23 protein-coding genes are annotated in these 23,699 nt (G+C 37.8%); 17 read left to right on the plus strand and 6 right to left on the minus strand.

The window, feature by feature from the left end:
* Positions 1-123 precede the first annotated feature (123 nt).
* From metF to DHD80_RS14275, 3 genes are all read left to right on the plus strand, one after another.
* A complete protein-coding gene (metF, locus tag DHD80_RS14265; protein WP_251742132.1) occupies positions 124-1,077 on the plus strand; it encodes a methylenetetrahydrofolate reductase [NAD(P)H] in 954 nt (317 codons plus the stop codon).
* A 268-nt stretch (positions 1,078-1,345) separates the two neighbouring features.
* A complete protein-coding gene (locus tag DHD80_RS14270) occupies positions 1,346-2,452 on the plus strand; it encodes an acyloxyacyl hydrolase (RefSeq protein ID WP_251742133.1) in 1,107 nt (368 codons plus the stop codon).
* A 103-nt stretch (positions 2,453-2,555) separates the two neighbouring features.
* Entirely contained in the window at positions 2,556-3,311 is a 756-nt protein-coding gene (locus DHD80_RS14275; RefSeq protein ID WP_251742134.1) for a head GIN domain-containing protein, read from the plus strand.
* Positions 3,312-3,399: 88 nt separating this feature from the next.
* Here the strand turns inward: DHD80_RS14275 and gldA are convergent, their stop codons facing one another.
* Positions 3,400-4,317: a gliding motility-associated ABC transporter ATP-binding subunit GldA gene (gldA, locus tag DHD80_RS14280; RefSeq protein ID WP_251742135.1), complete on the minus strand. Its 918-nt coding sequence runs from the start codon at positions 4,315-4,317 to the stop codon at positions 3,400-3,402.
* 342 nt (positions 4,318-4,659) lie between these two features.
* Between gldA and DHD80_RS14285 the strand changes: the two genes are divergently transcribed.
* From DHD80_RS14285 to DHD80_RS14350, 14 genes are all read left to right on the plus strand, one after another.
* Complete coding sequence (locus tag DHD80_RS14285; RefSeq protein WP_251742136.1) at positions 4,660-5,487, plus strand: prephenate dehydratase; 828 nt, start codon at positions 4,660-4,662, stop codon at positions 5,485-5,487.
* Entirely contained in the window at positions 5,484-6,629 is a 1,146-nt protein-coding gene (locus tag DHD80_RS14290) for an aminotransferase class I/II-fold pyridoxal phosphate-dependent enzyme (protein ID WP_251742137.1), read from the plus strand. The genes DHD80_RS14285 and DHD80_RS14290 overlap by 4 nt, the downstream gene beginning before the upstream one ends.
* Positions 6,626-7,495, plus strand: coding sequence for a prephenate dehydrogenase (locus tag DHD80_RS14295; RefSeq protein WP_251742138.1), 870 nt, complete (start codon positions 6,626-6,628; stop codon positions 7,493-7,495). Before DHD80_RS14290 ends, DHD80_RS14295 begins: the two co-directional genes overlap by 4 nt.
* Before the next feature lie 5 nt (positions 7,496-7,500).
* Positions 7,501-8,592, plus strand: coding sequence for a bifunctional 3-deoxy-7-phosphoheptulonate synthase/chorismate mutase type II (locus DHD80_RS14300; RefSeq protein WP_251742139.1), 1,092 nt, complete (start codon positions 7,501-7,503; stop codon positions 8,590-8,592).
* A gap of 72 nt (positions 8,593-8,664) precedes the next feature.
* A complete protein-coding gene (rsgA, locus tag DHD80_RS14305) occupies positions 8,665-9,606 on the plus strand; it encodes a ribosome small subunit-dependent GTPase A (protein ID WP_251742140.1) in 942 nt (313 codons plus the stop codon).
* Complete coding sequence (gene dtd / locus DHD80_RS14310; protein ID WP_251742141.1) at positions 9,606-10,058, plus strand: D-aminoacyl-tRNA deacylase; 453 nt, start codon at positions 9,606-9,608, stop codon at positions 10,056-10,058. The genes rsgA and dtd overlap by 1 nt, the downstream gene beginning before the upstream one ends.
* 51 nt (positions 10,059-10,109) lie before the next feature.
* Complete coding sequence (locus DHD80_RS14315; protein ID WP_251742142.1) at positions 10,110-12,023, plus strand: DUF3857 domain-containing protein; 1,914 nt, start codon at positions 10,110-10,112, stop codon at positions 12,021-12,023.
* Between the two features lie 9 nt (positions 12,024-12,032).
* Positions 12,033-14,081: a DUF3857 domain-containing protein gene (locus DHD80_RS14320; RefSeq protein WP_251742143.1), complete on the plus strand. Its 2,049-nt coding sequence runs from the start codon at positions 12,033-12,035 to the stop codon at positions 14,079-14,081.
* Positions 14,047-14,373 (plus strand): nucleotide pyrophosphohydrolase, encoded by a 327-nt coding sequence (locus DHD80_RS14325; RefSeq protein WP_251742144.1) that lies wholly within the window; start codon positions 14,047-14,049, stop codon positions 14,371-14,373. The genes DHD80_RS14320 and DHD80_RS14325 overlap by 35 nt, the downstream gene beginning before the upstream one ends.
* Positions 14,373-14,627 carry a hypothetical protein gene (locus tag DHD80_RS14330; protein WP_251742145.1) on the plus strand — a complete coding sequence of 85 codons (255 nt, stop codon included), beginning with the start codon at positions 14,373-14,375 and terminating at the stop codon, positions 14,625-14,627. Before DHD80_RS14325 ends, DHD80_RS14330 begins: the two co-directional genes overlap by 1 nt.
* A gap of 26 nt (positions 14,628-14,653) precedes the next feature.
* The gene (aroA, locus tag DHD80_RS14335; protein WP_251742146.1) at positions 14,654-15,880 is read left to right on the plus strand and encodes a 3-phosphoshikimate 1-carboxyvinyltransferase; all 1,227 of its coding nucleotides are present in this window, start codon (positions 14,654-14,656) and stop codon (positions 15,878-15,880) included.
* Between the two features lie 81 nt (positions 15,881-15,961).
* The gene (gene queA / locus DHD80_RS14340) at positions 15,962-17,011 is read left to right on the plus strand and encodes a tRNA preQ1(34) S-adenosylmethionine ribosyltransferase-isomerase QueA (protein WP_251742209.1); all 1,050 of its coding nucleotides are present in this window, start codon (positions 15,962-15,964) and stop codon (positions 17,009-17,011) included.
* 73 nt (positions 17,012-17,084) lie between these two features.
* Positions 17,085-18,128, plus strand: a complete 1,044-nt coding sequence (gene rlmN, locus DHD80_RS14345) for a 23S rRNA (adenine(2503)-C(2))-methyltransferase RlmN (protein ID WP_251742210.1) — start codon at positions 17,085-17,087, stop codon at positions 18,126-18,128.
* A 47-nt stretch (positions 18,129-18,175) separates the two neighbouring features.
* Entirely contained in the window at positions 18,176-19,153 is a 978-nt protein-coding gene (locus DHD80_RS14350) for a polyprenyl synthetase family protein (protein WP_251742147.1), read from the plus strand.
* A gap of 45 nt (positions 19,154-19,198) precedes the next feature.
* On the opposite strand, the gene DHD80_RS14355 is transcribed toward DHD80_RS14350, so the two are convergent.
* The 5 genes from DHD80_RS14355 to DHD80_RS14375 all read right to left on the minus strand — a co-directional run bounded on the left by DHD80_RS14355 (position 19,199) and on the right by DHD80_RS14375 (position 23,688).
* Positions 19,199-19,441 carry a hypothetical protein gene (locus DHD80_RS14355; protein WP_251742148.1) on the minus strand — a complete coding sequence of 81 codons (243 nt, stop codon included), beginning with the start codon at positions 19,439-19,441 and terminating at the stop codon, positions 19,199-19,201.
* Between the two features lie 76 nt (positions 19,442-19,517).
* Positions 19,518-19,754: a hypothetical protein gene (locus DHD80_RS14360; protein WP_251742149.1), complete on the minus strand. Its 237-nt coding sequence runs from the start codon at positions 19,752-19,754 to the stop codon at positions 19,518-19,520.
* A gap of 48 nt (positions 19,755-19,802) precedes the next feature.
* Positions 19,803-20,579 (minus strand): TIGR03915 family putative DNA repair protein, encoded by a 777-nt coding sequence (locus DHD80_RS14365; protein WP_251742150.1) that lies wholly within the window; start codon positions 20,577-20,579, stop codon positions 19,803-19,805.
* Positions 20,576-21,838: a putative DNA modification/repair radical SAM protein gene (locus DHD80_RS14370; protein ID WP_251742151.1), complete on the minus strand. Its 1,263-nt coding sequence runs from the start codon at positions 21,836-21,838 to the stop codon at positions 20,576-20,578. Before DHD80_RS14370 ends, DHD80_RS14365 begins: the two co-directional genes overlap by 4 nt.
* A 152-nt stretch (positions 21,839-21,990) precedes the next feature.
* A complete protein-coding gene (locus DHD80_RS14375) occupies positions 21,991-23,688 on the minus strand; it encodes a sulfatase (protein ID WP_251742152.1) in 1,698 nt (565 codons plus the stop codon).
* Between the last annotated feature and the right edge of the window lie 11 nt (positions 23,689-23,699).

The raw sequence follows: 23,699 nt of genomic DNA on the forward strand, positions 1-23,699 counted from the left end.
AAAAGATAAAGCGGAAAGCCCGGCCTGAAAGGCAACGCCCAAAAAATGAAAAGAAAAAATTAAACGAAATAGCAGACCTGTAAGTCCTTAAAAACCTTGCAGGTCTATGTATAAAATTAAAAAATGAAAGTTACCGAACATATCGAAAAAGCAAATGGGAAAACTTTGTTTTCCTTTGAAATCATCCCGCCGAAAAAAGGGAAGAATATCAAGGAACTTTATGATAATATAAATCCGCTGATGGAGTTCAAACCTCCATTTATCGATGTGACCACTTCCCGCGAAGAATATGTGTATGTGAACCGCGACGGACTTTTTGACAGAAAGATCACCCGAATGCGCCCTGGTACGGTAGGTATTTGTGCGGCCATCAAGCATAAATATAATGTTGATACAGTGCCCCATGTGCTTTGTGGTGGGTTTTCTAAAGAGGAAACTGAATATTTACTGGTGGATTGCCATTATCTGGGCATTGAAAACGTGATGGCCTTGAGAGGTGACGCCATGAACCACCAGAAGTACTTTGAAGCTTCGGAAGGCGGGCACCATTATGCCTGTGATTTAGTGGGGCAAATCAATAATCTGAATCAGGGAAAATACCTGCACGACGTAGTGGAAACTGATGACAAAGCCGATTTCTGTATTGGTGTTGCGGGTTATCCTGAAAAACATATAGAGGCACCTTCCTTAAATTCAGATCTTAAAAGATTGAAGGAAAAAGTGGATGCAGGGGCAGATTATATCGTTACCCAAATGTTTTTCGATAATTCAAAATATTTTGAATTTGTAGACGAGGCGAAAAAGGCAGGGATTAATGTGCCCATTATTCCTGGGATTAAACCTATTGCAATCCCGAGACATCTTCAGCTATTGCCGCATGTCTTTAAGATTGATATTCCTGAGCCATTAATTTCTGAAGTTGAAAAATGTAAAAATAATAAAGAAGTAAGGCAGGTGGGAATTGAATGGTGCATCAAACAATCAAAAGAATTAATGGAAGGCGGTGCTCCTGTGTTACATTATTATTCTATGGGTAAGAGCAGCAATATTGAGCAAATTGCCAAAGCGATATTTTAATCTAATAATTCCCCGATGCTTTTGCGTCGGGGTTTCCTCTTCACCTCTCCCTCGGGAGAGGTCGGAACTGCTTTTTCGCAGTTCTGGGTGAGGGGAAATATAAAATTTCAGTTTTTGCCCAGAGGGCAAAATAACCCCGATGGCTATCGGGGGGTGAAATAACCCTGCGGCTTGCCTCAGTGATAGTCGATTTTAAGAAATTTTTTATTTTTTAGAAGTTGAAAACTTCCCGGCATTTTTTTCGTAAATATGTTAGATTTGCCCCCGTATGAAAAAATTATTTCTGTGCCTCCTCATTTTTAATTGCTTTGCCCTACAGTCGCAGGAGGATGAAATCCCAAAATATTACAGTTTTGACGCCAATTATTTCTACGGAAGTATTTTGGAACATAATCACAGTATTGCCCATTTGATCACCGGTCACCCAACCGGCGTAATCTTTAGTTGGAACCAGAAGACGTACGGACTTAAAGCCTGGGAGCGTCGCTATAATTATCCTGATTTTGGTTATTCCTTTTCCTACCAGAATATGCAGAATAAATATTTAGGGAAGAATTACGGGATTTACGGGCATTTCAATTTTTATTTTTTAAAAAGATATTTGATGTTTCGGGTGGGGCAGGGAGTTGCCTATGCGTCCAATCCTTATGATGCTGATGAGAATTATATCAATAATGCCTACGGTTCCCGTTTTTTAAGCACTACCTATATTATGGGGAATTTCAACAAACAAAATATTTATAAAGGTTTAGGTATTCAGGCGGGGGTAACTATTCTTCATTATTCCAATGCCGATTTAAATTCGCCCAATAACAGTACAAATACCTTTACTTTCAATGTAGGTTTGAATTATCTGTTGGATTATGAAGCGCATCCGGATTATATTCCGAAGAATCCCAAAGAGAAAAAATATACCGAACCCATTCACTATAATTTTGCTTTACGTGGTGGGGTAAATACTGCCGGAGTAATTGGTTCCCCGCAATTGCCATTTTTTACCATTACGGCTTATGCCGATAAAGTGATCAATAAAAAAAGCACATTACAGGCGGGGACTGAAGTATTTTTTTCACGATCGCTGGAAGAATTTATTAATTACCGCGCTGCGGCCTTTCCGACCTTGAATTTAAGTGGAGATGAAGATTCTAAGAGAGTGGGCATTTTTATAGGGCATAAACTTACTTTTAACAAAATCTCACTGATCAACCATTTGGGGTATTATATTTATTATCCTTATACGGGTTATGTAGATCAGGTTTACAATCGTTTTGGACTGGAAAGAAAATTATCTGAGCATTTATGGGCCTCTGCAACCGTGAGGTCTCATGGAGCCAATGCGGAAGCGGTTGAATTTTCAATAGGATATAGATTATAAGGCCCATAACCTGCCTGCCGTAGGCTGGTGGGTATTTGATAAGTTGAGAGCCGGCTATTAGAATAAATAAAGAACTGTTGCAATTTTCTAAAAATTTACAATAATGAAAAAATTCCTGATATTTTTTGGGCTTGTATTTCTGATGGGTTGCGATACGGAAGATGGTTATGACTGCTTCCAGGCTGCAGGTACTATTACCCGGACAGAAGTAGAAGTGGAAAGCTTTTCAGAAATCATGGTTTTTGAAAGGATCAAACTTTTTATTGAGCAGGGACCTGTCCAGAAGGTAGTCATAGAGACCGGAAAAAACCTCCTGAATGAAGTCACTGCAGAAGTTGATGGAGATCGTCTTATATTAAGAAATGGGAACTCCTGTAACCTGGTACGTGATTATGAAATCACCAAAATTTATGTTACTACTCCAAATTTAACCTGGCTCAGAAGCAGTACAGGAATCGCCATAGAAAGCATTGGTACACTTGCCTTTCCTGAACTTTACCTGCTTTCCGTTAACCAGGAACTGGATCCCGATATTCATACCGATGGGGATTTTATTCTTGATCTGGATGTGGAAAACCTTAGAATTACCAATGATAACTACTCCAATTACTTTCTAAGCGGAAATGTGGAAAATTTCAATGCTTTCTTTGCAGGCGGTGATGGCAGGCTGGAAGCTTCAGATTTAGTAGTGCAGAATTATGATATTTTTCACCGTGGTACCAACAAGTTAATTGTGAATCCGCAGCAATCCTTAAAAGGGAATATTTACAGTTATGGAGATGTTATTTCGGTAAACCGCCCGCCCGTGGTGGATGTAGAAGAGCATTTTAAGGGGAAGTTGATATTCGAAACCCCCTAAATCCCCCGCAGGGGGACTTTTTGATTCCGGAATAAAGTATTAGAGGAAAGCCCTCTTTGGGGTTTGGCGGAAGTCCCCCCTTCGGGGGTTAGGGGGCTGTTAATTCAGCAAAAAGATTTTCCAGATTTTTGGTTTTTTGATTGAGCTGAAGTGTTTTTAGACCATTATCATGTGCGAAATCAAACACATCCGGGCGCATATCTTTAGAAGTATCAAAAATTAACTCATAGGTAAAACCGCCCGTATTTTTAGCAGATCTTAAATTCGGGATTTGCTGAAGGGCAATTTCTTCAATTCGGTAATCAAATTCCACAAAAATCACCTGTTCATTTCCTTCACGCAGTTCTTTTAATTTTTTATCTGCCACGATTTTACCATTATTAATAATGATCACGTGATCGCAAACAGCTTCTACTTCCTGCATGATATGAGTGCTGAGAAAAACGGTCTTTCCTGAAGCTCCATTCTCCCTTGATTTCCCGATATTTTTGATCACTTGCCGAATTTCCATTAACTGGTTTGGATCAAGACCTGTGGTGGGTTCATCTAAAATGAGCACCTCCGGTTCGTGGAGCAAGGCTGCGGCAAGGCCTACCCGCTGGCGATATCCTTTGGATAATTGCTCAATTTTCTTGTGCGCTTCTGGCGAAAGCCCGGTTAGGGCGATAACTTTTTCTATCCTGGATTTATCTATCTTATAAATAGAACCGGTGAATTGTAAATATTCCCGAACATACATTTCTGTATATAAAGGATTATGTTCCGGTAAATAGCCAATTTTCTGCTGAATTTCCTGCGGGTTTTCATTAATTTCCAAATTACAGACTTCAGCTTTACCTTCATCTGCCTGTAAATAACCCGTAAGAATTTTCATTAAAGTAGATTTTCCTGCTCCATTTGGACCTAAAAATCCAACGATTTCTCCAGGAAAAATTTCAAAACTAATGTTGTTTAGAGCTTTTTGACTTCCGTAGTACTTGGAAATACCGGTTATTTTAATAGACATACTTCAAATTTAAACTTTCTTCGTTCTTTAATGTAGAAAAATTCTCAAGGCTTCAACGTAATTTGCTGTCTTCAAATTATAATTCTCATTAAAAACTAGAAGAATTTCCGAATATCGAAAATTTGTACGAAATGATGCAATTTAATTTTGAAGTTTAAATTATTGCTTTACTTTAGTGATTCATTAAACATTGAAAAATGACACGATTGATTAACTGGAATGCATTCTACTATTTTTATTTCTTTTTTAGAGATAGGATCGGGAATGCTATATGATTAAATCAATCTAAATTATATACAAGTCTCGATCTAAAATCGAGACTTTTTTTATTGAATTAAGTGAATGGATAAAAAAATAGGAATTCAGGGAATAAAAGGTTCTTTTCACCATTTGGTGGCTATGAATTATTATCATCGCGATGTGGAGGTGATCGAACATTTATCTTTTCATGAACTTGCCCGGCAATTGGCTGAAAAAAAATCTAATGAAGCGGTAATGGCTATAGAAAATAGTATAGCCGGTTCTATTTTGCCCAATTTCGCCCTTATAGATGAATATGACCTTCATATTATAGGCGAATATTATACGCCGGTAAACATGAACTTGATGGCTTTGGAAGGTCAGGAGATCAGTGATATTAAAAAAGTATTTTCACATCCTATGGCTTTGCTTCAGTGTAAAGAATTTTTTAAAAAGCACCCGCATATAAAATTGATTGAAGATGTTGATACTGCGGAAGCTGCCAAACGAATTTCTGAAGAGAAACTGAAAAAAACAGGTGCCGTGGCCAGTCCTGCCGCGGCAGAAATGTATGGATTGGAAATTTTAGCCTCGGAAATTCATACCATAAAGAGTAATGCCACCCGGTTTTTGATCCTTGGAACTGAAGAACGTAAACCAAACGGTGAAAAACTGGATAAAGCTTCTATTAAATTTGATCTTAAAAGTGAACGTGGGAGTCTGGTTTCTTTACTGAATATCTTACGGGACTGCTATCTCGATATGACCAAAATCCAATCTTTACCGGTTATTAACGAACCGTGGAAATATTCATTTTTTGTAGATGTGATTTTTGACAAATATGAAGATTTTGAGAAAGCGATTAGCGTACTAAAGCTGATGACCGAGGATTTAAAAATATTAGGAATATATAAAAACAACTTGCCATGATCACGGCCAATAGGTTACATAGCGTAGAAGAATATTATTTTTCCAAAAAGTTACGGGAAGTTGCGCTACTAAAAGCTCAGGGAAAACCTGTAATAAATCTTGGGATTGGAAGCCCCGACCTGCCGCCTCCGCCTTCAGTGGTAGAAGCTTTAAATAATGCACTTACTTCTAAAAATGCCCATCAATATCAGCCTTATAAGGGAGTGGATGCCTTAAGGCATGGAATAAGCGATTTTTATAAAACCTATTATGGGGTAAATGTAGATCCACATTCACAAATTTTGCCCCTCATGGGAAGCAAGGAGGGAATCCTTCATATTTCTATGGCTTTTCTGAATAAAGGTGATGAGGTATTGTTGCCAAATCCAGGATATCCAACCTATTCTTCCGTGACAAAATTGTTAGAAGCTGAAACAAGGTTTTATCCCCTTTCTGAAGAAAGTAACTGGATGCCAGATCTCAAAAAACTTGCTGAAGAAGATTTAAGCAAGGTGAAGATCATGTGGGTAAATTACCCGAATATGCCTACAGGAGCAACTGCGAAAGCTGATTTATTCGCAGAACTTACTGAATTTGCTGAGGCTCATAAGATCCTCGTGGTTAATGATAATCCATACAGTTTTATTCAAAATTCTAATCCGCAGAGTATTTTTAGAGGAAGTAAGATCAGCGATTACGTTATGGAGCTGAATTCACTGAGTAAAAGTTTTAATATGGCCGGCTGGCGTGTGGGTATGCTTATAGGCAGTGAAAAGAATATCAATTCGGTTTTAAAAGTAAAATCGAATATGGATAGCGGGATGTTTTATCCTATACAGGCTGGTGCGATTGCGGCATTAAGTTTATCTGAAGATTGGTTTGAAGGGATTAATCAGGTTTATACTAGAAGAAAAAAGCTGGTACATGAACTCGCTGTTAAACTGGATTGTACTGTTCCTCCAAATCAGGTCGGATTATTTGTCTGGGCTAAAATTCCCAAAAATACAACTACTGAAAAACTTGTAGATAGCCTTTTATATGAAAAGGATTTGTTTATCACACCCGGATTTATTTTTGGCTCTCAGGGCGACGGATATGTTAGATTCTCCCTGTGTGCCGATGAAGAAACAATCCAAACCGCAATTAATAGAATAAACGAATGAAAGTATACATCATAGGAATTGGGTTAATTGGTGGCTCTTTCGCAAAAGATCTAAAAAGGGATTTTCCAGATTGGGAAATCAGGGGAGTAGATAGGAATAAAGATCATTTAAAAGAAGCTGAAGAAATTGGAATTATCGATGCTTCAGCAGAATTCAGTAGGATATCCGAAGCCGATCTTGTTATTCTTGCTATTCCCGTAGATGCTTCCTTAAAAGTATTGCCCCAAGTTCTTGATCATATTAATGAAAATTGCCTGGTGATCGATGCCGGTTCTACCAAAAAAGAACTTTGTAGGGTTGTTGAAAAGCATGCGAACCGAAGAAACTTCCTGGCCGCCCATCCCATCGCCGGAACAGAATTTTCGGGACCTTCTGCGGCTATTAATGATCTCTATAAAAACAAGACAAATATTATTTGCGAAGTAGAAAAAACGGCGTTCAAACTACAGGAGCGGGCGATGGAAATTTTTAAAAAACTGGGGATGCGTATCCGCTATATGGATCCCGATGCCCATGACCGGCATATCGCTTACGTTTCCCATTTATCGCACATCAGTGCCTTTATGCTGGGCAAAACGGTATTGGAAAAAGAGAAAAATGAGCGGGATATTTTTGATCTGGCGGGATCTGGTTTCGCCTCCACCGTAAGACTTGCCAAAAGTTCACCGGCGATGTGGGCGCCCATTTTTCAGCAAAATAAATTCAATATTCTGGAAACACTGGACGAATATATCCTGAATCTAAAACACTTCAGGGATTTAATCAAAAATGATCAATTTGAAGAGGTTTTCAACGAAATGGAAAAAACCAATCATATTAAAGACGTATTAAACGGAATTACAGAAAACGAAAAACTTAAACTATAAAAATTATGGAGAATTCAAAAGAACTGAGAAGCTGGTTAGACGACTTCGGATTAAATCATCCTTTAGTAATCGCAGGACCTTGCAGCGCCGAAACTGAAGAACAGGTTTTGACAATTGCACATCAATTAAAAGACAGTGATGCTACGGTATTGAGAGCAGGGATCTGGAAACCAAGAACAAGACCCGGAAACTTTGAAGGTGTTGGGGCACTTGGTTTAAAATGGCTGCAAAAAGCTAAAGAAGAAACCGGGATGTTAACTACTACTGAAGTTGCCAATGCAAATCACGTGGACCTTGCATTAGAACACGATGTGGATATTCTATGGATTGGCGCGCGTACAACAGTTTCCCCATTTATCGTTCAGGACATTGCAGATGCTTTAAAAGGAACTGATAAGATCGTATTGGTGAAAAACCCGGTAAATCCTGATCTTTCGTTATGGTTAGGAGCGGTAGAAAGATTACATACGGCTGATATTTCAAAACTTGGCGTAATTCACAGAGGATTTTCAGCCTATGAAAAAACGAAATATAGAAATAACCCGGAATGGCAAATCCCCATTGAACTTCAGAATAAATTCCCTGATCTTCCGCTAATTTTGGATCCTTCACATATTGCAGGAAGGCGTGACATTATTTTTGATCTTTGCCAGACTGCGCTGGATTTGAATTACGACGGAATTATGGTGGAAACACATCATACGCCAGACAAAGCCTGGAGTGACGCCGCACAGCAAATTACGCCGGATACTTTAAAGCAAATTATGAAAGATCTTAAAGTGAGAAAAGAGGTTTCAGCAAGTGAGGAATTTCAAAGCAAACTGGGGCATTTACGTTCGAAAATCGATATAGCCGATAGCCAGATCCTTGATATTCTTTCAAAAAGAATGAAGATTGCAGAAGAAATTGGTGAAGTTAAAAAAGGACAAAACGTAGCCATTCTTCAAACCAAACGTTGGAATGAAATCCTGGGTAAAATGGTACTGGAAGGAGAAGAAAGAGGTTTAAGTGAAGAATTTGTACTGAGATTGTTCAAAGCAATCCACCAGGAATCAATTAACCATCAGCAAAAAATACTGGACGGGATCAAATCCTAATCTGGTTTTTATTGGCGGTTTAAATGAGTTAAATTAGCAACCAAAATAAGGAATATGATCAATATTTAGTGGATGCAGGGAACGGTTTATAAGTCGACGGGAAGTTGGTACCAGGTGAAAGCTGAAAATGGCAAATTTCATGAATGCAGGATTAAAGGTAAATTCCGTATTCAGGGAATCAAAAGTACCAACCCTGTGGCTGTGGGGGATATAGTGAAATTTGATCTCGAAGAGGATACCAATACCGGGGTGATCAAGGAAATCCATAATCGGGAGAATTATATCATCAGGAAGTCTGTAAACCTTTCCAAGCAAACGCATATTATCGCGGCAAATATTGATCAGGTCTTTTTGCTAATTACTTTAAATAATCCGCCAACGCTTACCACTTTTATCGATCGATTCCTGGTCACTGCGGAAGCTTATCATATCAATGCAATCCTTCTTTTTAACAAAGTTGATACTTATTCGCCGGAAGAATTGGGTGAAGTAAAATACTTAGCAGAAATGTACCGGGAAGCGGGATACGAGTGCATTGGTATTTCCGCAAAAACAGGCAAAAATGTGGAGAAGGTAAAAGAGAAAATGCTTGGTAAAACCAGTATGATCTCGGGTCATAGCGGTACCGGAAAATCTACTTTAGTGAATGCGCTGGAGCCAAAACTGGAACTTAAAACTTCAGAAATTTCAGTGCAACATAGCCAGGGACAGCATACCACCACCTTTGCGGAAATGTATGATCTAAGTTTTGATGCTAGGATTATTGATACTCCGGGCATAAAAGGTTTTGGGGTGGTAGATATGGACCGTGAAGAAATTGGGGATTATTTTCCTGAATTTTTTAAGCTGAAACAGCACTGTAAATTTCATAATTGCATGCATATCGAAGAGCCAAAATGTGCCATAAAGGAAGCTTTGGAAAATGATGAAATCGCCTGGTCACGTTATAAAAGTTATTTGCAAATCATGGCTGGGGATGAAGATAATTACAGGGTTGATCAATACCAAAAATAATGAAAGTTGTCATTCAGAGGGTTTCAGAAGCTTCAGTGCACATACACCAGGAAATAAATGCGGTAATGCAGCAGGGGCTGCTCCTATTTGTTGGCATCGAAAACGAAGATTCCAAAGAGGATGTGGAATGGCTTTGCCGAAAAATTATCAATATGCGGATTTTTGGCGATGAAAACGCTGCCATGAACTTTTCTTTAAAAGATGTAGATGGAGACGCGATTATTGTAAGCCAGTTTACTTTGCATGCGAGCACAAAAAAAGGAAATCGGCCCAGTTTTATTCAGGCTGCAAAGCCGGAGATTGCCCAACCCCTTTATCTGGATTTTATTTCAGAATTTGAGAAAAACCTGGGAAAAACTGTTGGAACAGGTGAATTTGGAGCCGATATGAAGGTGGAACTCCTGAATGATGGTCCCGTAACCATATTATTGGATTCTAAAGATAGGCGTTGAAATAAGTTAAAACATTATTATATATTGTGCGCGTCTAAATTTCCATACGCAATGCGCCAAATCTTTTTTCCATTTATGCTATGCCTATTTTTTAGCTACACCTACAGCCAGGATCATTATTCTGTAACTTCCATTAACCCAAAACTTACTCAAAATGCCAATGCAGTTGTACGCGATTTCAAGTATAACGTGGAAATTAAAGATGTAGATGAGATAATTATCACTACAGAAAGAGTAGTGACCGTATTAAATTCCAAAGGGAACCGTTACATCCAAGCTTATCAAAATTACGATGAGGCAGTCAAAATAGACGAGCAGGAAGCTTTAATATATGACGCGAACGGTAAAGAAATCGATAAGATAAAAAAAAAGAATTTTAAAGATGTTAGCAATTACCAGTCTTTCGTATTGTTTTCAGACAACCGAGTGAGCTACCTTGATTATACGCCACGTTCTTATCCATATACTGTAAAATACACCAGCATAGTGGAGAACGAAAACTCACTTTTTTTAAAGCCCTGGTTTCCGGTAGATGATTTCCAGGTAAGCATTGAAAATGCCGAATATAAGATTGTAAACCCTAATAAAATACCTCTTCGTTTTTCAGAAAAGAATCTGGAAGGGCTCCAGGTAGAGAGCGAGAACAATGATTATGAGGTACATTATACATTAAACGACTTTGCAGCATTGGAAAAGGAAATTTTGAGTCCGCCATTACGATCACTGGTTCCAAATGTGCGGGTTGCCATCCATAATTTTCATATAGAAGGAAAAAAAGGCGCAGCAGAGAATTGGAAAGATTTCGGGAAATGGCAGTATGAGAATCTCGTGCAGGGTCATGACGAACTTTCTGAAGAGAGCAAAAATAAGATTACAGCATTAACCCTTGACGCTCAAAGTTTAGAGGAAAAAGCAGCGATCGTTTATCATTATGTACAGGAAAATACCCGTTATATAGCAATCATGCTGGGAATTGGGGGGATTGAGCCTGCCCCTGCCTCCGAGGTAGATCGTTTAGGATATGGTGATTGTAAAGGACTTACGAATTATACCAAGGCTCTTTTAAAATCTCAGGGCATCGAATCTTTTTACACGATTGTCCATGCAAATGATAAAATTGATATTGATCCTCACTTCACGAACTTCCAGGGGAATCATGTTATTTTAAACATTCCACGTAAAGATGAGGACGATATATGGCTGGAATGTACCAGCCAGTATGCACCCTTCAATTACTTAGGAAATTTTACGGATGATCGCTATGTATTGCGATTAAAGCCGGAAGGTGGAGAAATTATTCGCACGAAAAAGTATGGCGTTGATGAAAATCTTCAAATGTTAAACGGTACGATTCATTTGCAGGAAGATGGAAATTACCTGGCGAAGATGGAAAGAATCACCAAAGGGATTGAGTATGGAGATACTTTTCATATCGAGCGACAAACCGAAAAGGATCAAAAATCATATTTTAGAAATGAATGGTCCAACCTGCAGAATATTCAATTTGAAAAGATCGAATTTGAGAATGATAGGGACAACGTAGTGTTTACCGAACAAATTGATTTTACCGGTTCTAGGTTAGCCTCCAAAGCAGGTAAGCGCTTGCTGCTCTCTCTAAATTTCGTGAATAACAGCAGCCTTATTTTAGGTAAAAATGATAATAGAAAATACCCGGTACGTATGGAGCGGGGTAAAACCTATAAAGACCATTTTGAATATGTTATTCCGGAAAATTATACTATTGAATCTATCCCTGAGTCTTCGGAATTTAATACAGAATTTGGTGAATTCACCTTCACCGTAAAGGAGGGTGATCTGGAGGGGAAAAAGAGCATCGTGGTAGACCGATATCTGGTCATTAATGAAGGTGAATGGCCCCCGGAAAAATTTGATAATTTCAGAACATTTATAAACCAGGTAAATCATATGAACAGTCAAAAAGCTGTTATCATCGAATCTCTCTAAATTTTAATTATGAAAAAATACTGCACGCTGTTATTCTTCATAGCAACTATATCATTTGGTAACGCTCAAAATTACAAATTCGGAAAAGTTTCTGAAAAAGAACTGCTGGAGAAACAACACGCCCTTAATCCCGAAGCGAATGCCACTATACTGTATTCCTATCAAAGAACCTATTACGATTTTAGCAGAAATTCGGGTTTCAATTTGGTAACCGAGATAAGACAGCGAATTAAAATATATAATAAAGATGGGTTTGACTGGGCTACAAAAGAAATTACCGTTTATGGAGGGTCGAACGATGAAACTGTAAGTAGCATCAAGGGGGTTACGTATAATCTGATCGATGGGAAAATCCAGGAAGAAAAACTCGAACGTGATAAAATATTTCTTGAAGAAAGCTCAAAATATAATAAAACTACAAAATTTACCATGCCTGCGATTAAAGAAGGTTGCGTGATTGAGTATGAATATGCCATAAAATCTCCATATTTAGGTGCGATCGATCCTATTCAACTTCAGTATACTGTTCCTATAAATCAAGTAGATATTTCGGTCACTATACCTGAATATCTTGTATTTAAAGTGCATAACAATCCCAGAGCACCCTTTTACGTAGATATTAAAACTTCTTCTAAACCTTTTAAAAGGACCGTGACAGATAATGTGATGTCTGGGAGCGGGAAAACGCACCGTACCGAAATGGTGAACTCCACGATCAATTTCAGCCAGAACGTTTATGAAATAAATCAGGAAAATATTCCGGCATTAAAACAGGAAGAACGAGTAGATTATTTATATAATTATGCCGCATTTTTAAAGTGGGAGTTGCAGTATACAAATTTTCCAAATACACCTATCGATAATTATTCACAAACATGGGATGCTGTTACTACTTCCATTTATAACGATGTAGGGTATGCCAGCGAGCTGAAAAATGTAAACATATTTAAAGATGATCTGGATAGGTTACTGGTCGATGTGTCAGATCCATTTCAGAAGGCGGCGATGATCTATTATTTCGTAAAACAAAAAGTTCAATGGAATGGTATATATGGTTTTTATCCGGAGCATGGTATTAAAAAAGCCTATAAGGAAGGTTCGGGAAATTCCGGTGATATTAATTTATTGCTTACGGCCATGCTTAACTATGCCAAATTACAGGCGAATCCTGTTTTAGTAAGTACCCAGAACAATGGAGTTCCCTTATTTCCCACTCGTAACGGATTTAATTACCTGATTACCGCATTAAAACTAAATAGTACCATGATGCTTATGGATGCGACAGATCATAGTGCAAGCATTGGTGAATTACCCCGAAGGGCGAGAAACTGGCAGGGAAGGTTGATTGAAAGTAATGGTGCTTCGCAATGGATAAATTTGCAACCCACCAATAAATCGGAAATGAGATCCCAGTTGAATATTCAATTGGCAGATACCAAACTGAAAGGGAAATCCACGAGATTTTATAAAGGACTATTTGCTAAAAAATTTCGCGAAGTATATCTTTCTACAGAAAAAGAGGAATACACGAATAAGCTGGTGGAGGACAAAGGGAATATTAGTTTATCTGAAGTAGAAGTGGAGAACAAATTCAACTTTGGTTCAGAAATTAAAGAGACCTATTCTTTTGTACTTGATAATGGAATGGAAATTATAAATAATAATATTTATTTAAAGCCTTTGTTATTCGAGAAAATGGATGAAAATCCCTTTAAGGCTGATGAAAGATTTTATCCGATATTCTTTCAATATCCATCTACAAATAACCAGGTTATAAATATTATGGTGCCACAGGGTTATGAGGTCAATTCTTTGCCGAAAGATCTTATCGTGCAACTGGCGAATGAAGCCGGAGATTTCAAATATATTGTAAGGCACCAGGGAAAATTTATTCGGGTAGAATCTGAAGTTAATATTAACCGCCTGGTATTTAATCCGCAGGATTTCGAGTTTTTAAAGGCGTTTTATGGTAATATTGTAGAAAAGCATAACGAAGCTATTGTTTTTACCAAAATAAACAAAAATGGAACTGAAAAAAGCGCAGCTGGAGGTAGATAATTGGATAAAAGAACACGGGGTACGCTATTTTAATGAACTTACCAATATGGCTCAGCTTACCGAAGAAGTAGGTGAGGTGGCCCGTATCATTGCAAGACGTTATGGGGAACAAAGTGAAAAGGACAGTGATAAAGCTAAAGATCTTGGTGAAGAGCTGGCAGATGTTGTTTTTGTAGTTTTATGTTTAGCCAATCAAACCGGTGTGGATCTCGAAGCAGCCTTTGATAAAAAGCTGGCCATCAAAACTGAAAGAGACCATGACAGGCATCAGAACAATGAGAAATTAAAATAATGAGTTTTAAAACGATGCTTAAATCCCTTAATTTCTGGAAATCGGTTTTCTGGCTGGGATTCTCCTTCTTGATTTTATATAATATCATAAGCATGTTGTTTGAATATGGCTCTTTTGATTTCAGCTTATATTTTTCAGAGCGAACTGAGAATGGGAAATTATTGAGGTTCATTATTGGTCAGTTTTTGGCTGCATTTGCTTATGGTTTTATTTTATCCCTGGGACAGTTTCGCATAAATCAAAAGAAACAATAAATTAGCAATTCATTCAAAAGCTAAACATGAACCTCGCTGTATCCAACACCAATAATAATATTCAGGGAAATTTAAAGATTACCGGTTCAAAAAGTGAATCAAATCGCCTATTGATTTTACAAGCACTTTATCCGGGACTTAAAATTGAAAACCTTTCTAATAGTGATGATTCACAGGTGATGGCGGCTGCTTTACAGAAAGGGAATGGAGAAATAGATATTCATCATGCAGGAACGGCAATGAGGTTTCTCACGGCTTACTTTGCGAGCAGAGAAGGAGTGGAAGTAATCCTTACCGGCTCTAAAAGGATGCGCGAAAGGCCTATTCGCCTTTTGGTAGATGCATTGCAGCGAATGGGTGCAGATATAGAATATACACAGGACGAAGGCTATCCTCCCCTAAAGATCCGTGGAAAGAAAATAAGTACAAAAACCGTGAGCCTGGCAGCAAATGTTAGCAGCCAGTATATTTCTGCGTTGATGCTCGTGGCCGCTTCCCTTCCCAATGGTCTGGAAATTATATTGAACGGACAGGTTACTTCTGAACCCTACATTTTAATGACCTTAGGTTTGCTGAAACAGGTTGGGATTGATGGAGAATATGTAAATGGCCGAATTTTTATTCAGCCCACAAAAGATATTGCAGCAAAAACTATTGCTGTTGAGTCAGATTGGAGCTCTGCATCATATTTTTATAGTTTGGCGGCAATTTCAGAAACTGCAGAAATAAAGCTTTCCAATTTCAATAAAAACAGTAAACAGGGAGATTCCTGCCTGTCACAAATTTATGAAAAGTTTGGTGTGGTTACCGAGTTTGGCAAAAATTCAATTACACTCAAAAAGGAAAAAGGGCAGAAGCCAAATCGTATTTCAGAAGATCTTCGAAATGCTCCGGATATTGCCCAAACCATAGCGGTTACCTGTCTTGCCTTAAATATGGGTTGTGAACTTAAAGGTTTACATACGTTGAAAATTAAGGAAACCGACAGGCTTGAGGCCTTAAAGGCAGAAATAGAAAAATTTGGTGCCGAAGTTAAGATCTCAAAAGACAGTTTAACGCTTCGACCTTGCCGTAATTTAAAGGAAGGGGTGAAAATTGCCACCTATAACGACCATCGAATGGCGATGGCCTTTGCACCACTGGGTTTAAGAACGAAGTTGATTGTGGAAGATGCGGGAGTAGTTTCCAAATCCTATCCCGAATTTTGGTCAGATTTCGAAAAATTAGGTTTTCAGGTTTCCGAAACCAATTAATAATTAAATAAATAGGCATTTACTTGACAACGCCCTCTTTGAGATTGTATATTTGCAGCTTTTAAAACAGGAACTATGGGAATGAAACTTTCTAATTTCAATTTTGAACTGCCTAATGAATGTTTGGCTGAATATCCTTCTGAAAACAGGGATGAGGCTAAATTGATGGTTTTAAACCGCAAAGAGAAGACGATTGAGCATAAACAATTTAAAGATTTAATTGATTATTTCGATCCACAGGATGTGATGGTTCTTAATAATACGAAAGTATTTCCGGCGAGATTATTTGGTAATAAAGAAAAAACCGGAGCGAGAATCGAGGTTTTTCTTTTAAGAGAATTAAATCCTGAAACTAAATTATGGGATGTACTGGTAGATCCTGCAAGAAAAATTAGAATTGGAAATAAACTTTATTTTGGTGACGACGAAAGTCTTGTTGCTGAAGTGATCGATAATACCACATCCAGGGGGCGTACTTTGCGATTTTTATACGACGGTTCCTATAGTGATTTCAGAAAAAAATTAAAGGAACTGGGTCAAACCCCGCTTCCAAAATATATCAAGAGAGAGGTTGAGCCGGAAGATGAAGACCGATATCAAACAATTTACGCTAAGAATGAAGGTGCTGTTGCAGCTCCAACTGCAGGGCTCCATTTTTCAAAACATTTACTGAAAAGACTGGAGATTAAAGGGATCGATTTTGCTGAAGTGACCCTTCATGTGGGATTGGGGACTTTTAGCCCGGTGGAGGTGGAAGATCTTTCCAAACACAAAATGGATAGCGAAGAAGCCTTTATCACTTCAGAAGCTACACAAATAATAAACAAGGCTAAAAACGATAAAAGAAGGGTTTGTGCTGTGGGAACTACGGTGATGCGCGCTCTTGAAAGCGCTGTATCTTCAGATCTTGAACTGAACGAATTTGGTGGATGGACGAATAAATTCATTTTTCCTCCTTACGATTTTCATATTGCAAATTGCATGATCACGAATTTTCATACCCCAAAATCAACATTATTGATGATGGTTGCAGCTTTTGCAGGACATGATTTTGTGAAGAAAGCTTATGAAGAAGCTATAAAAGAAGGTTATCGTTTCTATTCATATGGGGATGCCATGTTAATCATCTAATTAGATTGAGTGAAATATAGAATTAGACCTCATTGGTAACTTAAACCAGTGAGGTCTTTTGTATTTTTACACCGTGAAAGAAAAGAAAAAAGATATACGTGCATTAACTAAACAGCAGTTGCAGGATTTTTTTGTTTCTGTTGGGGATAAATCCTTTAGGGGATCTCAGGTTTATGAATGGCTTTGGAATAAGGCCGCACATTCTTTTGATGATATGACCAATATTTCCATAGAAACAAGGGAAATGCTGAAAGAGAATTTTGTGATCAACCATATTCGTGTAGATCGCATGCAACGCAGTTCTGACGGGACTATAAAAAACGCCGTAAAACTTCATGATTCACTTACTGTTGAGTCGGTTTTAATTCCAACAAAAACCAGGACTACCGCCTGTGTTTCTTCACAAGTAGGCTGTAGTTTAGATTGTAAATTCTGTGCCACCGCAAAATTGAAAAGAATGCGAAATCTAAATCCTGACGAAATTTATGATCAGGTGGTAGCCATCGACAATGAAAGCAGGTTATATTTCGACCGCCCGCTTTCGAATATTGTATTTATGGGGATGGGGGAACCGCTGATGAATTACAATAATGTGATGAAAGCAATTGAAATGATCACTTCTCCTGAAGGTCTGGGAATGTCTACCAAAAGGATCACCGTTTCTACTTCCGGAGTGCCAAAAATGATCAAAAAACTTGCAGATGATAATGCGAAGATCAAACTGGCTGTTTCTCTCCATTCTGCGATCGATGAAGTAAGAACTCAAATTATGCCTTTTAATGAGACATTTCCTCTAGAAGATTTAAGAGATGCTTTGGTGTACTGGCACGAAAAAACAAAAAGCAGGCTTACATATGAATATATTGTATGGAAAGGCATCAATGATACTTTTGAAGATGCCAAAGCCCTGCTGAAGTTCTGTAAATATGTTCCCTGCAAGGTGAATTTGATTGAATACAATCCTATAGATGATGGTAAATTCAAGCAGGCTTCCGGTGAAGCTACCCAAATGTATCAAAACGTGTTGGAACAAAATGGGATTACGGTCACGGTAAGACGTTCCCGAGGAAAAGATATTGATGCAGCCTGCGGACAACTTGCCAACAAATCAGCTTAATTTAATTCTGTGTGTTCATTTACAATTAATGTATCTTTAAAACCTTTATGAAGGTAATTTCCCAAATAAAGCAACCGGTAGATAAAGAGATGGAACTTTTTGAAAAAAAGTTCTTCGAATCGATGTCTTCAAAAGTTGCCCTTCTGAACAGGATTACACATTACATCGTAAACCGAAAAGGAAAACAAATGCGGCCTATGTTTGTTTTTCTGGTCGCTAAAATGGTTTCCGAAGGTTCAGTAAACGAAAGGACATACCGGGGTGCCTCTGTGATCGAGCTTATTCATACAGCCACGCTGGTTCATGACGATGTTGTTGATGACTCCAACCGCAGGCGAGGATTTTTTAGCATCAATGCATTATGGAAAAATAAAATTGCTGTTTTAGTTGGGGATTATCTGCTCTCTAAAGGACTTTTACTTTCTATAGACAATAATGATTTTGATCTTTTGAAGATCATATCGGTTGCGGTTAAAGAAATGAGCGAAGGGGAACTTTTGCAAATTGAAAAGGCCAGAAGATTGGATATTACCGAAGCAGTTTATTATGATATTATTCGGCAGAAAACCGCCACCTTAATTGCGGCATGTTGTAGCCTGGGAGCAGCTTCAGTTAAGCCTGAAAGCAATGAGATCGCGAAAATGCGAAGATTTGGAGAGCTTATCGGGATGGCTTTTCAGATCAAAGACGACCTTTTTGATTACGGTACCGAGAAAATTGGCAAGCCCACAGGAATTGATATAAAGGAGCAAAAAATGACCCTTCCGCTTATCTATGTCCTCAATAATGTAGAGAAAGAAGAGAAAGCCTGGATCATCAACTCTGTAAAAAATTATAATAAAGACAAGAAAAGAGTGAGAGAGGTCATTATATTAGTAAAGGAACGTGGAGGTTTGGAGTATGCGGTCAATAAGATGAAAGAGTTTCAGAAAGAAGCGCTTTTAATCCTAGAGGGCTATCCTCAAACACCTTATCGAGAAAGCCTTGAACTCATGGTGAATTACGTGATCGAAAGAAAAAAATAAAGGCTCGTCCTTAAACAAGCCTTTAGCATTTATATTGTTTGAAGCTTACATATCATCATTTGCTTCTTCGCCATTTACATCATCGGTATTGTGAAGTTCTTCATCAATTTCTTTCCCGACTTTCTTAGCGCCTTTTTCAATTTTTTCTCCGGCCTCTTCAGCACCTTCTTTAACATCTTTGCCAATGGCTTCAAGGGCCTCTTCAGTTTTTTCCTGAGTAGTTTCCCTACAAGAGTATAAGCTAATACTCATTAGGGCAACTGCAAAAAGAATTAAAATTTTTTTCATAATAAGAATTTTAGATTAATTAATAAAAGCCACTCAAATACATGAATGGCTTTTATTTATTTAGAATAAATGATGATTACATATCATCATCACCATTCATATCATCTGTTCCTTCTACTTCTTCTTCCAATTCGTTACCAGCATTATCTGCTGCGTTTTCGATGTCATTTCCAGCTTCTTCAGCTGCATTTTCGATGTCATCTCCAACATGTTCTATGTCATCCATGTCATCATTTTCTTCTGTAGTTTCTCTACAAGAATAAATAGAAAGGCTCATTGCTGCAACAGCAAATAATAAAAATAATTTTTTCATTGTTAAAATGTTTAATTAGTTGAAGCAACAAAGTTACACAAATTTTAATTATCCAAAAGTACTCTTTTCACTTAAATATTTCCAGTAACGTTTTGGTACATGTTGTTGGTGAAGCCGCATATTTATTCGACTTTTGATATTGGTGCTGGTAAAATATTCCTGCCATAAAATCTGAAAATTAGATTCTTCTTTATGAAAATATCGCTGGGAAGCGCCAGAAATTCCTATTTCAGGATCAAGGTTTAATTGAATAAATTCTGTTTTTTTCAAATCGTAATACGCGCCAATTTTTCTTTTTAGATCATAAATAATCCATTTTTGATCTGCATACCGCCTGGTGAAATGGGGGATGATCACGGGAAGTACATTAAAATCTGGTTCCATCACCGCAAAATAGATATGATCTTTGGTTAACCTGAAACGAATAAAGGCTTCCATGCGGTGCTTCTCCCTACTTATTTTTTTGGCCATTTGAGTGACTTTTAAAATAGACGGATGGGAATAATCTGTATCTACCTTAGCGTCATTACTTATAACTTCTCTGATCATTTCGAAAACATCCATTTCAATGCCTTTAATTTCGCTTAGGAGCGCCCATTTCATACTTTTGAATCCGTTGGGAGAAGTTTTCAACTGCAATTTTTTAGCAACCCGCTTCGCTTTATCAACATCGGTAATTACATTATAAATATCACTGAACAATTGATTTTGGACATCTTCTTCCACCTGAATATTTGAAACTTGTAATTTTCCCTCATAAGCTGTAAAAACGCAGGTCAACAAACCTTCGAATGTGCCGTCATATGTGAAATTGACTGAATTCATGCAAAAAGGCTCAGTTGTGGTGAAATTTCTTTTCTGAATTTACTCACCGAAGTTTTGATAATAATATTTTTTAAATGGTCGCTGGAATATTCAACTAATTCCTTTTCACGGGAATCACAGATTATAAAATATTTCGCCCGATTCAAAGCAACACCTATTCTTTTTAAGTGCTCCCAATTTAATTTTCTAAATTTCCTGGCCTGGATAATTTTATTGACAGATTTAAGACCAATTCCCGGAATTCTCAAGAGTATTTGCTTTTCAACCCTATTGATATCTATCGGGAAGAGGTCGCGATTTCTAAGCGCCCAGCTTAATTTGGGATCAATCTCCATATCGAGATGTTGATGCTCCTGATTGAGAAGTTCCCGAACATCGAAACCGTAGAAACGCATCAGCCAATCGGTTTGATAAAGCCGGTTTTCCCTAAGCATAGGCACCGCACTTCCCAAAGCTGGCAATCTGGGGTCATCGCTAATGGGAACATACCCGGAATAATATACCCGCTTCATATTATATTTTTTGTAGAAAAAAGCCGAGGAATACATAATATCCCGATCGCTTTCCCCGGAAGCTCCCACGATCATTTGCGTGCTTTGGCCTGCCGGTGCGTATTTTGGAGTACTTTTTATAAACTTTTTTTCCTGTTTATACTGAATGATCTCATTTTTCACCTTTTCCATAGGTTTCATAAAATCTTCATGTTTTTTATCGGGAGCCAAAAGTTTTAATCCAGATTTGGTGGGGATTTCAATATTTACGCTGAGTCTATCTGCATACAAACCGGCTTCCCGCATCAATTCATCACTGGCGCCCGGGATACTTTTTAAATGGATATACCCATTAAAATTTTCTTCCAACCTCAATTTTTTGGCAACTCGAATGAGTCGTTCCATAGTGAAATCGGCACTTTTAAAAATGCCCGAGCTCAGGAAAAGTCCTTCTATATAATTGCGCCGATAAAAACTCATGGTGAGATCTACAACCTCCTCTACTTTAAAGGCAGCTCTTTTGATATCATTGCTTTTTCGGGTCACACAATAGGCACAGTCGAAAATGCAATGATTGGTAAGTAAAATTTTTAGCAGGGAAACACATCGGCCATCTTCCGTATATGAATGGCAAATTCCCATTCCCGAAGAATCTCCCAAACCTTTGTTGGTATTCGTCCGTTTCGAGCCGCTGCTGGAACAGGAGACATCATATTTAGCGGCATCGGCCAGGATGCTAAGTTTTTCTTTAATTCGATCGAAATTCATTAAAAATAGGATTATATCCAAAATTAGGAAATAATCCTATTTTAAACTTCTGTTTTTGAAGATCTTTTTGACCCTATTTAGAAATTACTTTGCTTAATGACCACTAAATTGTTTCAAATTAGAATTCGAATTTAATTTTTAAAACCAAATTTTTAATCCAGAGATATTTTTTTCTTCTGCGGATAGGTATCAGGATCTTCACCGGCCAGTCTGCCGAAATTTCTATAAGCATTCTTTACCTGCTCCTTTGGAGTGGTTTCAAATTCTTTGGCACTAACATGATATTTATCCTGAAGCTTCTTTAATTCTTCGTGTAAATCCTGCTGAATTTCAGTATATTTCTCTTTTCCGTATAAATTATTTTCTTCTTCAGGATCTTTTTCCAAATCATACAATTCCCATTCATCAATGTCGTCATAAAAATGGATCAATTTATAACGATGGGTTCGAATTCCATATTGGCGTTTCACCATATGGAATGCAGGAAAATCATAGTAATGATAATAAATAGCATTTCTAAAATTGCCATTTTCAATCTTCTTATTTAGCAATGGCCTGAGGGATTTTCCCTGCATATCTTCAGGAATAGGAGCTTCAGCAAAATCTAAAAAGGTAGGGGCAAAATCAATATTTTGGGTAAGTGCATCTATTTCTAAACCTTTTTCAATAGCTTTTGGATATTGCATAAGCATGGGCATGGCCAAAGACTGTTCATACATAAAACGCTTATCAAAAAATCCTTTTTCCCCTAAATAAAATCCCTGATCTGTAGTATAAACTACGATGGTATTTTCAGCTAGATCATTTTCTTCCAGATAATCTAAAATTTTTCCCACGCCTTCATCAACTACTGCAATTGTTCCCATATAATCCCGCATATAACGCTGAAATTTCCATTCGGCAAGTTCCCTGCCTGAAAGATTGAGGTCATAAAAAGCATCATTTTTTTCTCTATAAGCCCGGTTCCAGGCTTCACGCTGGGAGGTATTCATTCTGTCAAAATCTGTCGTCCAGGGATTATGCCTTAGCGAATCACTTCCTTTGGCCACACTCATTTTAAGATCATGCCCTTCATACATGTCTTCATAAATAGTTTGTAACTGCTCCTGGGCAGCTACCTGATTTTCATGTTTAGAAAAGTAGGTTTCGGGAACGGGGAAATTAACCGAGTCATATTTACGAATATACCTTAACGGCGGCATCCAGTTTCTATGTGGAGCTTTGTGATGTACCATCAAAAAGAATGGTTTTTCGTTATCTCTTTTATTCTGAAGCCAGTCCAGGCTCATTTCGGTGATGATATCTGTGGCATAACCTTCAATTCTGGTGGTATCGTTACTCTGAATAAAATCTGGATTGTAATAATTGCCCTGATCTTTTAAAATATTCCAATAGTCAAATCCCTGGGGTTCTCCGTTTAAATGCCATTTTCCGGCAATAGCGGTTTGATACCCTGTTTTTTTTAAATACTTGGGAAGGGTTGGTTGTGAACCATCAAATTTCTCACCATTCATTCTAAAGCCATTAAGATGACTAAACTTTCCGGTTAAAATTACAGCACGGCTTGGTCCGCAAATTGAGTTGGTGCAAAAGTTATGGTTAAACCTCGCTCCGTTTTGCGCGATCCGGTCAATATTAGGAGTAGGGGCTAATTGGCTTATAGGGTGGCCATAGGCACTTATGGCCTGCTCCGCGTGGTCATCGGCCATAATAAAAATAATATTTGGCCTCGAATTTTTTGTTTCCCCCTTAATTTTTGCTTTTTCAGAATCTTTATTTACACAGGAAAATAGAACCAGGGAGATTAAAATAAATGAAAAATTTTGGATAATAAATAAGCGTTTAACCATTTCTCAAATTT

The sequence above is a fragment of the Gramella sp. AN32 genome, assembly GCF_023718305.1.
In the GTDB taxonomy this organism is placed as follows: Bacteria; Bacteroidota; Bacteroidia; order Flavobacteriales; family Flavobacteriaceae; genus Christiangramia; species Christiangramia antarctica.